The organism is Nostocoides japonicum T1-X7 (genome assembly GCF_001046855.1).
Taxonomy (GTDB): Bacteria; Actinomycetota; Actinomycetes; order Actinomycetales; family Dermatophilaceae; genus Nostocoides; species Nostocoides japonicum.
Map to the genome: position 1 here is coordinate 2764744 of NZ_HF570958.1, position 12309 is coordinate 2777052.

The following is a 12309-nucleotide window of genomic DNA, read 5'->3' on the forward strand; positions in this document are numbered from 1 at the left end:
CCCACGCGCCCCCTCGCCCGATCGAGGTAACCCCACCCCACGCCGACGTCTCCACATACCTCGACCCACGCGCCCCCTCACCCGATCGAGGTAAGGGCGGCCGACGATCACTCCGCGTCGGCTCCCGGGCCGGGGGTTGCGCGCTGCTGCTCCCACGCGCCCCGGAGCGGATAGGTGTCATAGGTGATGTGCAAGTCCGTCACGCGGCCGTCGGGGTCCAGCTCGGCGACGTCCACCACCGTGAACGGCGCCGGCGTGCCGTCGCCGAGCACCCACTCGAAGTCGAACCAGAAGGCCACCGTGCTCTCGCCCCGCAGGGTCTGCCTCAGGCGCAGCACGGAGCGCCGGGTGTCGGCGAAGAGCGCCGGGTAGAACTCCGTGGCGGGCAGCACGCCGTACAACGGCGAGTGGACGCGGCCGCCCGGGGCGAAGAGGGATGTGATGCCCTCGACGTCACCGGCCGCCAGCGCCTCGAGGTAGGCGGCCACGAGCTGGTCGGGCCCCATCACGGCTCTCCCCGCCCTCCCGGCGGCATCCCTGACATGCGCCGAGCGTATGCCACCGGAGCGACCCGGTCCGGGTGCCGCGAGCAGTCGCTTGCCGGACCGGCGGCATCCGTGCCAGACTATTACCAACCGATCGGTCAGTAATTACCGGTGAGGATGATCGGCGAGCCTGTCTGGAGGCGGTATGTCGACGGTGACACCCGAGGCGGCCCCGGATGCCGAGGCCCTGCAGGCGCAGTTCGACGACGTCATCGCGCGCAACGAGCGGATCGAGCCGCGCGACTGGATGCCGGACGGCTACCGCGCGACGCTCGTGCGCCAGATCGCCCAGCACGCGCACTCGGAGATCATCGGGATGCAGCCGGAGGGGAACTGGATCACGCGCGCGCCGAGCCTGCGCCGCAAGGCGATCCTGCTCGCCAAGGTCCAGGACGAGGCGGGCCACGGCCTCTACCTCTACTCGGCGACGGAGACGCTCGGGACGTCCCGCGACGAGCTCACCGAGAAGCTCCTCAGCGGCGCCCAGAAGTACTCCTCGATCTTCAACTACCCCACGCTCTCGTATGCCGACGTCGGGACGATCGGCTGGCTCGTCGACGGCGCCGCCATCTGCAACCAGGTGCCGCTGTGCCGGACGAGCTACGGCCCCTACGGGCGGGCGATGATCCGGATCTGCAAGGAGGAGTCGTTCCACCAGCGCCAGGGCTACGAGCTGCTCATGACGATGATGCAGGGCACCGACGCGCAGCGGGAGATGGTCCAGGAGTCGGTGGACCGGTTCTGGTGGCCGGCCCTGATGATGTTCGGCCCGCCCGACGCCGACTCCCCCAACACCGCCCGGTCGATGGCCTGGGGCATCAAGCGCAACACGAACGACGACCTGCGGCAGCGGTTCGTCGACATGACCGTCCCGCAGGCGCAGGTGCTCGGCGTGACGCTCCCCGACCCGCAGCTGCGGTGGAACGAGGAGCGCGGCGCCCACGACTTCGGCGAGCCGGACTGGGAGGAGTTCATGCGGGTCGTCAAGGGCAACGGACCGTGCAACGCCCAGCGGGTCGCCCACCGGCGACGCGCGTGGGAGGACGGGGCGTGGGTCCGGGAGGCCGCGACGGCGTATGCCGCCCGCTCGGCGGTCCTGGGCGCGTCACGGGAGGGGGAGGAGCGGTGAGCGAGATCCGGGCCGAGTGGCCCCTCTACGAGGTGTTCGTCCGCGGGAAGCGCGGCCTCAACCACGTCCACGTCGGGTCGCTGCACGCCGCGGACCCCGAGACGGCCGTCCGGAACGCCCGTGACGTCTACACCCGGCGCAACGAGGGCGTGAGCATCTGGGTCGTGAGGAGCGCCGACATCACGGCGAGCAGCCCGGACGAGAAGGACCCGATGTTCGCCCCGAGCGGCGACAAGGTGTACCGGCACCCCACCTTCTACGAGATCCCCGACACCGTCCCCCACATGTGAGGACCGGCGGATGACGACCCACGAGAGCCCGACACCCGCGGTCGCGACGGAGAGCACCGGCGTGGCCCACCACCCGTCGCACCCCGCGCCCAACCCCTCCGACGCCCACGGGAGCGTCTACGACGCCCTCCTCGGCGGCGACCCGTCGCACTGGGCCTTCGGGACCGACTTCGAGGACCCTCTCGCCGGCGTCGACACGACGATCCCCCAGGGGGTCGGCGGCGAGGACCTCGGCGTGTACTGCCTCATGCTCGCCGACGACGCGCTCATCGCCTCCCACCGGCTGTCCGAGTGGTCGAGCAACGCGCCCGACCTCGAGGACGACATCGCGTTGTCGAACATCGCCCTCGACCTCCTCGGCCAGGCACGGCTCCTCCTCGCCCGCGCGGCCGCGGCCCATCCTGCCCTCGTCCCGGCCCTTCCGGCGGGCTCGCCCGTCCCCCCGGAGGACGCCCTCGCGTTCTTCCGCGACGATCGGGCGTTCCGCAACGTCCGGCTCGTCGAGACGCCGAACGGCGACTTCGCGCAGACCGTCGTCAAGCTCCTCCTCTTCTCGACTGCTCGGCTCGCCCTCCTGGAGCGGCTGCGCGGCAGCCGGGACCACGTCCTCGCCGCCGTCGCCGCCAAGGGCGTCAAGGAGGTCGCCTACCACCGCGACTACGCGGCCCGGTGGTTCGTCACGCTCGCGGGCGGGACCGAGGAGTCCCGGCGCCGGCTGGTGGCGGGCCTCGACCGCATGTGGCCGTTGCGGGCCGAGCTCACGACGGCCCACGCCGTCGAGCGCCGGCTCGCCGAGGCCGGCGTCGGGGTCGACCCGAGCACGACCGAGGCCGAGGTCGACGTCGTCCTCGACCAGGTCCTCGCCGTCGCCGGCCTGGACCGACCGGAGCGATCCCCGATGACCGCCGTCGACGGCCGCCTCGGGCGCGACGGCATGCACACCGAGGCGCTGTCGAGGATCCTCGGCGAGATGCAGGTCGTCGCCCGCGCGCACCCCACGGGCCGGTGGTGAGTCGTATGCCACCCGCGCTCCTCTCCCCACACTCCCCGGCCGGCGTCGACGCCCGCCGGGACGCCGCATACGCGGTCGCCCGCACCGTCCGCGACCCCGAGCTGCCCGTCCTCACCCTCGAGGATCTCGGAGTCCTGCGCGACGTCACGATCGACGCCGACGGTGGGGTGTCGGTCGCCATCACGCCGACCTACTCCGGGTGCCCCGCGATGGCGACGATGCGCGACGACCTCGAGCGGGCGTTGCGGGAGGAGGGGTTCGATCGGGTGACGGTCCGCGTCGTCCTCAGCCCGCCGTGGTCGACCGACTGGATCACGCCCGCCGGGCGGGCCGCCCTCGCGGCATACGGCATCTCACCTCCGGGGCCGGCACCGCGACGCGCCGCCGGCCCCGTCCCCCTCACCCTCGGCCCCGTCCACCGCGTCGCCCGATGCCCGACGTGCGGCTCGACCCGCACGAGCCTCACCTCGGAGTTCGGCGCCACCCCGTGCAAGGCGCTCTACCGCTGTGAGCGCTGCCTCGAGCCCTTCGAGCACGTCAAGGAGATCTGACGATGACCGTGACGGCGACCGCCGCGGCCGGCGCTCCCGCCCGCTCGCGCGGCACGGGGGCGTTCCACACCCTCACCGTGCGCTCCGTCGAGCCCTTGACCGACGACGCCGCCGCGGTGACCTTCGCGGTGCCGGAGGAGCTGGCCGCCGAGTACGACTTCGCGGCGGGCCAGTCCCTCACGCTGCGCCGGGTCATCGACGGGGTCGAGCACCGGCGGACCTACTCGATCTGCGCGCCGGCCGGCGCCGCGCCGCGCATCGGCGTCCGGGAGATCCCCGGCGGGCTCTTCTCCCGCTGGCTGGTCCGCGAGATCCGGCCCGGCGACGAGATCGAGGTCCAGACGCCGTCGGGCAGCTTCCGCGCCGAGCGGCACACCGGCGGCCGCCACCTCCTCGTCGCGGCCGGCTCCGGCATCACGCCCGTGCTGTCCATCGCGACGACGGTCCTCGCGAACCCGGACACCGAGGTCACCCTGCTCTACGGCAACCGGACGACCGGGTCGGTCATGTTCGCCGAGGAGCTCGCCGACCTCAAGAACCGCTACGAGACCCGGCTCCAGCTCGTCCACGTCCTCTCCCGCGAGCCGCGCGACGTCGAGCTCTTTTCGGGGCGGCTGGACGCCGACCGGCTCCGCACGCTCATCGGGGCGCTCGTCCCGATCCACGACATCGACGACGTCTGGCTGTGCGGTCCGTTCGCGATGATCAACGACGCGCGCGCCGTCGTCGCCGAGTTCGGGATTCCCACGCAGAGAACGCATTTCGAGCTCTTCTACGTCGACGAGCCACCACCCGAGCTCCATCGCCCGCGCGCGGTTCCCGACGGGGCGACGAGCGACGTGACGGTCACCATCGACGGGCTCACCTCGACCGCTCCGATATCGCGCCACGAGACGATCCTCGACGGCGCCCGGGCCACCCGATCCGACGTGCCGTTCGCCTGCAAGGGCGGCGTGTGCGGCACGTGTCGCGCGCTCGTCCGCGACGGCGAGGTCGACATGCTCCGCAACTACGCCCTCGAGCCCGCCGAGGTGGAGGCCGGGTTCGTCCTCACCTGCCAGACCCTGCCGGTCTCGGACCGGGTGACCGTCGACTACGACGCCTGAGCCCTCGCAGACGGATCCGCGGACGCGGGCCGTCAGACGAGGTGGCGAGGGTCGCCGTCGTACAGCTCGGCGACGGACTCCTCGACGCGACGCAGCCGCTCCTCATAGCCGCTGACGATCTGCATCCGGGCGCGAAGGCGGGCATGTTCGGCACGCACCTCCTCCAGCAGGTCACGGGCCTCCGCCTCCGATGCGTCGAGAGGGACGAGGCGGCCGTCCCTCAGCCGCTCCTCGACGGCACCGAGCCGCTCCTCGATCGTCCCGAACTGGATCTCACGCCGGCCGTGCTCGACGGTCCGGAGGGTCAGCGCGCGGTCGAGCGTCGACACGCGGTCCTGCAGCTCCTTCAGCCGCCGAGCCTGTTTCTCGAGCGTCGAACGCTGGGCGGCGAGCCCCTTCTCCACGACGGCCGTCCGCTCCCGCAGCCGGGTGAGCTCGCTCGCCTGGCGTGCGGCGCGCGCATGGAGTCCGCGGGTTCCGACCACGCTTGCCCGGGTGCGCCCCAGCCACCCCCGGACCCGCCGCACCGGGGACGCGGTGATGCTTCTGTCGACCATGGCTCCTCCTTCACGGCAGCGCCCGCGCGCTGCCGTCGTCGATCCAGGACCGCAACAGCCGTGCCTCGAGGTCGAGCCGGTGCTGCCAGTTCACCTTCGTGTGGCCCCCGGAGTGATGCGACCACGACGTCTGCTCCGCATCGTCGAGGAACGAGAAGCCGACGACGACGAGGTCGGCGTCGGGGAACATCTCGTGGGCGAGGAAGACGGCCGTCGTCCCCGTCGTCGGGATGAGCGAGCCGGGCCGCGCCCCGGGGTCGAGCGCGCGAACCGCCCGCGCCTTGACGACGGCGTTCGGGAGCGGCATCGCCCCGAGGTCCGGTGGCCAGAAGTCCGCGTGGAGCAGCAGGCCGATCGTGTCCCCGGGCCGGTACTGGACGAACCCCGCCTGCGGGACGAGGTAGGCGCGGCGCCGGTAGTCGCGCAGGACCCACGGCGTCAGGGCCGTGGCGCGCGACAGGACGACGGCGTGGCAGGCCGTCCCGAGGGTCGGTGGGGCGCCGGGGTCGTCGAGCATGAGGGAGTTGACCCGGATGACGAGGTCCGCCGAGTCGATCTCGGCGACGCGCTCCTCATGGGGCTCGAGGGGCGCGTTCCCGACGACCGCCACCTTCCGGGGTGGCGCGTGGTCGGCGTAAGCCAGGAGATAGCCGCGGATCTGACACCACTGCTCCTCCCGGGTCCGCTCGAGATCGCCCCTGCGCACGGACGACATCGTGCCACCCGCGACGTCACGGGCCGGTGCGATACCCGGTCACGGAGTGTCGGGCGGATCGAGCCAGGGCAACGCGAGCCGGCCGTCGAGCAGCGCCGCCTCGAGATCCTCGAACTCGGCCGCCTCGTCGATGGCATAGGCCCGCCGTTCGGGGATCTCGACCGCCCCGTGCCGCCCCTCGTCGAACCAGGAGACCTCGAGCCGCCGGACGAAGTCCGCCGTCCACACATAGAAGTTGCCGTTGATCCGCAGGTACCGGTCCACGTCCTGGCGCCGCGTGATGCCCGCCCCCTCCGGAAAGTAGCGCTCGACGACCGACGGATCCTCGGATCGCCGCACCCCGACCCAGACGGGGTTGAACGACGGCTCGGACACCGACACGACGCCGTCCAGCGTCGGTGCCGAGACGAGGAGCTCGACCGCGTCGTCGATCTCCTCCGGGACCCTCGCCGGGCTCGTGGGGTCGAGGAGCACGACGACGTCGTATGACGTTCCCTCCTCCGCTTCCACGGCGGCGAGCGCGTGGCGCAGCACGGGCGCCATCGGCGTCTCGTCGGTGGCCAGCTCCGCGGGTCGCAGCCAGGGGACGTCCCCGCCGTAGGCCCGAGCCACCTCGGCGATGAGCGGGTCGTCCGTCGTGACGACACAGCGCGTCACGGTCCGCATCGCCTCGGCGGCACGCAGGGAGTGAGCGACGAGCGGAAGGCCGGCGAGGGGCCGGACGTTCTTGCCGGGCAGGCCCTTGGATCCGCCACGCGCGGGGACGACGGCCAAGACGCGGAGCCCATCCACCGGATCTGCCTCCACGAGATGGCCGAGGTGCCTGACGATACGGTGTCATCATGTCAGAGGCCCTCGCGTCCGGCGGCGCGGCGCGATGGCTCGTCCTCGGTGCCGGCGGGCATGCCAGGTCCCTCCTCGACGTCATCGAGCGGCGGGGCGACACGGTCGTCGGCGTCTGCGGCGAGGCACGTGGCCCGGCGTGGTCCGTCCCCGTCCTCGGCAGCGATGCTGAGCTCGCCGAGACCGCCGTACGCACCGGGTCGCTCGTGGCACTCGGCATCGGCGACAACACGCGCCGCCTGGAGTTGCTGCGATGGGCGGAGTCGGCCGGGCTGCGCGTCCCGGCCCTCGTCGCCCGCACCGCGACGGTCGCTTCGACCGCGTCGCTCGGCCCCGGGGTCGTCGTCCTCGAGCACGCGCACGTCGGTCCGTATGCGACGTTGGGACGTGCCGTCGTCGTCAACACCATGGCGGTCGTCGAGCACGATGCCGTGGTGGGCGACGGCAGTCACGTCGGACCCGGCGCCACCATCCTCGGTGCGGCACGGGTCGGACCGGGCACGCTCATCGGCGCGGGCGTCCGGCTGCTGCCGGGGGTTCGGGTGGGAGCGGGAGCGGTCGCGGGCACCGGAGCCGTCGTCACCGCCGACGTGGCGGACGGGGGCACGGTGACGGGCATGCCGGCGCGGCCACTCGAGGCATCGCGATGAGCGCACCCGTGCGGATCGGGACCGTGACGGTGCCCCGCGCCGGCGACGTCCTCGTCATCGCCGAGGTCGGGGTGAATCACAACGGCGACCCGGACCTCGCGCATCGGCTCGTCGACGCTGCCGCCGACGCGGGGGCCGACGCCGTGAAGTTCCAGACGTTCCACCCGGATCTGCTCGCGGCCCGGCACGCCGGGGCGACGCCGTACCAGCAGGAGCGTGGCGCCCTCGACCAGCACAGCCTCCTTGCGGGCCTCGCCCTGCACGACGCGGTGTGGGCCGAGCTGCGGGACCACTGCGCGGAGCGCGGCCTCGCCTTCCTCAGCACGCCCTTCGACCTCCCGAGCGCGGAGCTGCTCGTCGGCCTCGGCATGACGGCGCTCAAGATCGCCTCCGGGGAGCTGACGAACACGCCCTTCCTGCGCGCACTGGCCGATCTCGGCCTGCCGCTGCTCGTCTCGACGGGGATGGGCGACGAGGCGGAGGTCGACGCGGCTGTCGCCGCGTGCTCGAGGGCGCCGGGACTGGTCCTCCTCCACTGCGTGTCGGCATACCCGGCACCTCTCGCGGACTGCAACCTCCGGGTGATCCCCCGCCTCGCGGAGCGCCATGGCGTGCCCGTCGGCTGGTCGGATCACACGACGGGGCCGGAGAGCGCCCTGGGAGCGGTGGCCCTCGGAGCCGCGGTCCTCGAGAAGCACATCACCCTCGACCGCACGCTCACGGGGCCGGACCACGCCGCCTCGGCCGAGCCCGGCGAGCTCGCCGCCTACGTCGCGGCATGCCGCGCGCTCGCCACGGCACTGGGCGACGGCCGCAAGCGGCGGATGCCGTCCGAGGAGGACAACGCGCCCCTCGTACGCCGCAGCTGGCACGCCCGGCGTGCCCTGCCGGCCGGGACGGTTCTGGAGGAGGACGACCTCGTCCTCCTCCGGCCGGAGGGCGGCGCCACCCCGGGGGATCTCCTCGTCGGCGCGCGGCTCCGCACGGCCGTCGCGGCAGGGGAGCCCGTGCGACCCACGGATCTCACGCGAGAGGCCCTGTCGTGACGACGGATCGGATCTCCGTCGCGGTGTTCGTCGGGACGCGGGCCGACCTCGGCCCGCTCGGCTCGGTCCTCGAGGCCCTCCGCGAGTGCGCAGACATCGACCTCACGGTGCTCACCGGGGTCGCCTTCGGCGCCGACGAGCTCGCGACGCGGTTGCCCGACCGCCCGACGGGCGGACCGCCGTGGCGCGTCGTCGGCCTCGCCGCCCCGGTCGCCGGTGCGGTCGAGGCGACCGCCGTCCTCGAGCACGGTGCACGTCTCGGCGCGGGCGCGGCACGCTGGATGCTCGACAGCCGGCCCGACGTCCTCGTCGTCCTCGGCGATCGCTGGGAGCTGCTCCACGTCGTGCCGCCGGCCGTCCTCGCCGGGGTCCGGGTCGTCCATCTCCACGGTGGCGAGGTCACCGAGGGCGCCGTCGACGACCGGGTGCGCCACGCGGTGACCAAGCTCGCCGACCAGCACTGCGTCGCATCCGAGGACGCGGCGCGTCGCGTCCTCGGCCTGGGCGAGCCCGCCGCGCGGGTCCATGTGACGGGAGCACCGGGGCTGGACCGCCTCGTCGGGCTGTCGCGGCCCGGCGAGGAGACGCTTGCGGCGGCGATCGGCCGGCCGGTCGTCCGGCCGGTCGCCCTGTTCACCTACCACCCGCCCACCGCGGTCGAGTCCGCACCGCTGCGGGACTGGGCCGCCGGTGCACTCGCGGCGACCATCGACCGGTGCGGGACGGTCGTCGTGACCCATCCCGGCCTCGACCCGGGACGCGAGGAGATCCTCGCCGCCATCGCCGAGGTCGTCGACGACGACCGGGTCGTCGTCCGCGAGTCCCTGGGGCGGGACTACCCGCTCGTCCTGTCCGGCGTGGACGTCGTCGTCGGCAACTCCTCGTCCGGCATCATCGAGGCGGCGAGCGTCGGCGTCCCCGCGGTGGACGTCGGCGACCGGCAGCGGGGTCGGCTCCGAGGGCCGGGCGTCGTCCATGCCGACGAGGGTCGCGTCGCGGTGGGCGCGGCCCTCGACGCAGTCCTCGGTCTGGGCCCGGGTCAAGCCGCGCGACCGCCCCTCCCGGCGGCCAACCCCTACGGCGACGGGCACGCTGCCGCTGCCGTCGTCGACGTCGTCCGCTCGGCTCCCGCCGCGCCGCGTGCGAAGGGGTTCGTCGACCGGACGGAGGCGACGCGGTGACCGCCGAGGACCTCGACCAGGCCTGCGCCCGGACCGACGCGACGCTGCGCGACGTCGCTCTCGTCATCGACCGGCTCGCGTCGTCGCTCTGCGTCCTCGTCGACGACGAGCGCCGCGTCGCGGGAGTCGTCACCGACGGCGACCTGCGCCGTGCCCTGCTCGGCGGCGCGACCCTCGAGGACGCGGCCCTGCCGTACGCCACGACCTCCCCGCAGGTGGTCTCCGCGGGCTCGCGGCGGGCGCTCGTCCTCGACCTCATGCGGGCGCTGCGCATCTCGGCCGTCCCGGAGGTCGACGCCGACAACCGGATCGTCGGCCTGCACACCCTCTCCGACGTCGTCCGCAACGAGCGACTGCCCAACGTCGCGGTCGTCATGGCCGGCGGGGCGGGAACCCGCCTCGGGCGTCTCACCCGGCATACCCCCAAGCCGTTGATGACCGTCGCCGGACGGCCCATCCTCGACTGGATCATCCTCGGCCTCGTCGGTGACGGCATCGGCGACGTGTACGTCAGCGTCAACCATCTCGCCGAGCGGATCGAGAGCCATCTCGGCGACGGCTCGGGCCTCGGCTGCTCCATCCACTACCTCCGCGAGGAGCCGCGAACCCCCTTGGGGACAGCGGGATCGCTTCGGCTCCTCAGGAACACCGAGGCCGACCTCGGCCATCCCGTCCTCGTGACGAACGGCGACCTCATGGTCGAGTACGACGCCCGGGCCCTGCTCGACCATCACCGGGCCCACGGCGCCGCCGTGACGATGGCGGTGCGCTCCTACCAGCACGAGGTGCCGTTCGGCGTCGTCGAGACGAGTCCCGAGGGCCTCGTCCGGTGCATCACCGAGAAGCCGACGATCTCCCTCGAGACCAACGCGGCCGTGTATGCCGTCGAGCCGGAGATCATCGACCTTCTCCCCGAGGGAGAGGCCAGTACGATGCCGTGGCTCATCGACCAATGCCTCGCCCGCGGCTACCCGGTCGCTGCCTGGGGCATCGGTGAGGACTGGATCGACGTGGGGACGCCACGCGACCACGCCCGAGCGAAGGGAGAGCTGTGAGCGACGCGCCGTCGGCAGCCGCATCCGAGGACCCCAGCGTCCTCGAGGACCCGACCGTCCTCGAGGGCCGGACGGTCCTCGTCACCGGCGCCGACGGGTTCATCGGCAGCCACGTCGTCGAGCGTGTCCTCGCCGCCGGCGCCCGGGTCCGCGCCTTCTGCCTCTACACGAGCAACGGGACCATCGGCTGGCTCGAGGAGTCGGCCGACTTCACGGCGGCGCTCGACGAGGGACGGGCCGACGTCGTGCTCGGCGACATCCGCGACGCCGAACACGTCGCGGCGAGCGTCGAAGGGACCGACACCGTCCTTCATCTCGCCGCCCTCATCGCCATCCCGTTCTCCTACCAGGCGCCGCGCTCCTACGTGGAGACCAACGTCATCGGGACCCTCAACGTGCTGGAGGGGGTGCGGCGGCACGGGACACCGCGGTTGGTCCACACCTCCACCTCCGAGGTGTACGGCACACCCGACGTCGTGCCCATCACCGAGGGCCACCCCCTCCGCGGCCAGTCGCCCTACTCGGCGACGAAGATCGGGGCCGACAAGCTGTGCGAGGCCTATGCGCTCTCCTTCGGCACGCCCGTGACGACGCTGCGTCCGTTCAACACCTTCGGCCCGCGGCAGTCACCTCGTGCGGTGATCCCCACCGTCCTCACCCAGCTCCTCGCGGGCGCGGACGAGGTCCATCTCGGCGACACGACGCCGCGACGTGACTTCACGTTCGTCGCCGACACCGCTGAAGGGTTCCTGCGGGCAGCGGTCGCCGACCTGGAGCCGGGCACGACGATCCAGCTCGGCACGGGTCGCGCGGTCTCGATCGGCGAGGTCGTCGAGCTGTGCCGGGAGGTCACCGGGTCGACGGCGCGCATCGTCACCGACCCGGACCGCTTGCGGCCGACGACCTCGGAGGTCCAGGTGCTGCTCTCCGACCCCACCCTCGCGGATGAGGCGCTCGGGTGGCGGCCGCGAGTCTCGCTCGAGGACGGTCTGTCCCGGACCGCGGACTGGCTCCGGCACCGCGTCGACCCGACCCGCGTCCGGCGCTACCACCGATGAGCGGCGCCGAGCCCCGTCTCGGGTCCGACACCTCGGGGGCACCCGGCGCTCAGCGGGACATCCCTCTCGCAGTGCCGAACATCGGCGCCCGCGAGCGCGAGTACATCCTCCGCGCCGTCGAGTCCGGGTTCGTGTCCTCCGTGGGACCGTACGTCGCCGAGTTCGAGGAGCGGTTCGCCGCCCGGGTGGGCGCTCGGCACGCGGTGGCCTGCGCCAGCGGCACCGCCGCCCTCCACATCGCCTTCCTCGTCCTCGGCGTCCGCTCCGGCGACGAGGTGTGGTGCGCGGACTTCACGTTCGTCGGGTCGGTCAACCCCATCGCCTACATCGGAGCCACGCCGAGCCTCGTCGACTCCGACGCCGCGACGTGGAACCTCGACCCCGCCCTCGTCGTCGCGGAGCTCGATCGACGGGCCGCGGCCGGAGCGCGGCAGCCGGCGGCCCTCGAGGTCGTCCACGCCCTGGGCCAGCCGGCCGACCTCGAGCCGGTCCTCACCGCCTGCGCGCGCCACGGCGTCCCGGTCGTGGAGGACGCCGCCGAGTCGCTCGGTGCCGGCTGGGGGGGGGGGGG

General features: G+C 73.2%; 15 protein-coding genes. 11 read left to right on the top strand and 4 right to left on the bottom strand.

Annotated elements, in window-relative coordinates; translation table 11 throughout:
* Nucleotides 1-107 precede the first annotated feature (107 nt).
* On the bottom strand, nucleotides 108-506 hold the full coding sequence (locus tag BN12_RS12345) for a nuclear transport factor 2 family protein (RefSeq protein ID WP_048552861.1): 399 nt from the start codon (nucleotides 504-506) through the stop codon (nucleotides 108-110).
* A gap of 184 nt (nucleotides 507-690) precedes the next feature.
* Between BN12_RS12345 and paaA the strand changes: the two genes are divergently transcribed.
* From paaA to paaE, 5 genes are read left to right on the top strand one after another with little or no spacing between them, the layout of a single operon-like run.
* A complete protein-coding gene (paaA, locus tag BN12_RS12350; protein WP_048552862.1) occupies nucleotides 691-1674 on the top strand; it encodes a 1,2-phenylacetyl-CoA epoxidase subunit PaaA in 984 nt (327 codons plus the stop codon).
* Nucleotides 1671-1964, top strand: a complete 294-nt coding sequence (gene paaB, locus BN12_RS12355) for a 1,2-phenylacetyl-CoA epoxidase subunit PaaB (RefSeq protein ID WP_048552863.1) — start codon at nucleotides 1671-1673, stop codon at nucleotides 1962-1964. The genes paaA and paaB overlap by 4 nt, the downstream gene beginning before the upstream one ends.
* A gap of 10 nt (nucleotides 1965-1974) precedes the next feature.
* A complete protein-coding gene (gene paaC, locus BN12_RS12360; RefSeq protein WP_083454617.1) occupies nucleotides 1975-2976 on the top strand; it encodes a 1,2-phenylacetyl-CoA epoxidase subunit PaaC in 1002 nt (333 codons plus the stop codon).
* Nucleotides 2977-2981: 5 nt separating this feature from the next.
* Nucleotides 2982-3527 carry a 1,2-phenylacetyl-CoA epoxidase subunit PaaD gene (gene paaD / locus BN12_RS12365; protein ID WP_048552864.1) on the top strand — a complete coding sequence of 182 codons (546 nt, stop codon included), beginning with the start codon at nucleotides 2982-2984 and terminating at the stop codon, nucleotides 3525-3527.
* 2 nt (nucleotides 3528-3529) lie between these two features.
* Nucleotides 3530-4633, top strand: coding sequence for a 1,2-phenylacetyl-CoA epoxidase subunit PaaE (gene paaE / locus BN12_RS12370; RefSeq protein ID WP_048552866.1), 1104 nt, complete (start codon nucleotides 3530-3532; stop codon nucleotides 4631-4633).
* Between the two features lie 32 nt (nucleotides 4634-4665).
* Here the strand turns inward: paaE and BN12_RS12375 are convergent, their stop codons facing one another.
* From BN12_RS12375 to BN12_RS12385, 3 genes are read right to left on the bottom strand one after another with little or no spacing between them, the layout of a single operon-like run.
* A complete protein-coding gene (locus BN12_RS12375) occupies nucleotides 4666-5190 on the bottom strand; it encodes a hypothetical protein (RefSeq protein ID WP_048552868.1) in 525 nt (174 codons plus the stop codon).
* Between the two features lie 10 nt (nucleotides 5191-5200).
* On the bottom strand, nucleotides 5201-5896 hold the full coding sequence (locus tag BN12_RS12380; RefSeq protein WP_200901208.1) for a hypothetical protein: 696 nt from the start codon (nucleotides 5894-5896) through the stop codon (nucleotides 5201-5203).
* Between the two features lie 48 nt (nucleotides 5897-5944).
* Complete coding sequence (locus tag BN12_RS12385) at nucleotides 5945-6697, bottom strand: acylneuraminate cytidylyltransferase family protein (protein WP_048552871.1); 753 nt, start codon at nucleotides 6695-6697, stop codon at nucleotides 5945-5947.
* Between the two features lie 50 nt (nucleotides 6698-6747).
* On the opposite strand from BN12_RS12385, the gene BN12_RS12390 reads away from it, so the two are divergent.
* The 6 genes from BN12_RS12390 to BN12_RS12415 form a co-directional block, all read left to right on the top strand.
* Complete coding sequence (locus BN12_RS12390) at nucleotides 6748-7398, top strand: NeuD/PglB/VioB family sugar acetyltransferase (protein WP_048552872.1); 651 nt, start codon at nucleotides 6748-6750, stop codon at nucleotides 7396-7398.
* On the top strand, nucleotides 7395-8444 hold the full coding sequence (locus BN12_RS12395; protein ID WP_048552873.1) for an N-acetylneuraminate synthase family protein: 1050 nt from the start codon (nucleotides 7395-7397) through the stop codon (nucleotides 8442-8444). The genes BN12_RS12390 and BN12_RS12395 overlap by 4 nt, the downstream gene beginning before the upstream one ends.
* Nucleotides 8441-9625 (top strand): UDP-N-acetylglucosamine 2-epimerase, encoded by a 1185-nt coding sequence (gene neuC, locus BN12_RS12400; protein ID WP_048552876.1) that lies wholly within the window; start codon nucleotides 8441-8443, stop codon nucleotides 9623-9625. Before BN12_RS12395 ends, neuC begins: the two co-directional genes overlap by 4 nt.
* Nucleotides 9622-10680, top strand: a complete 1059-nt coding sequence (locus BN12_RS12405) for a sugar phosphate nucleotidyltransferase (protein ID WP_048552877.1) — start codon at nucleotides 9622-9624, stop codon at nucleotides 10678-10680. Before neuC ends, BN12_RS12405 begins: the two co-directional genes overlap by 4 nt.
* Nucleotides 10677-11738, top strand: coding sequence for an SDR family NAD(P)-dependent oxidoreductase (locus BN12_RS12410; RefSeq protein WP_083454618.1), 1062 nt, complete (start codon nucleotides 10677-10679; stop codon nucleotides 11736-11738). Before BN12_RS12405 ends, BN12_RS12410 begins: the two co-directional genes overlap by 4 nt.
* The coding region (locus tag BN12_RS12415) for a DegT/DnrJ/EryC1/StrS family aminotransferase (RefSeq protein ID WP_200901209.1) at nucleotides 11735-12309 on the top strand (575 nt) is incomplete at its 3' end. The genes BN12_RS12410 and BN12_RS12415, both read left to right, overlap by 4 nt.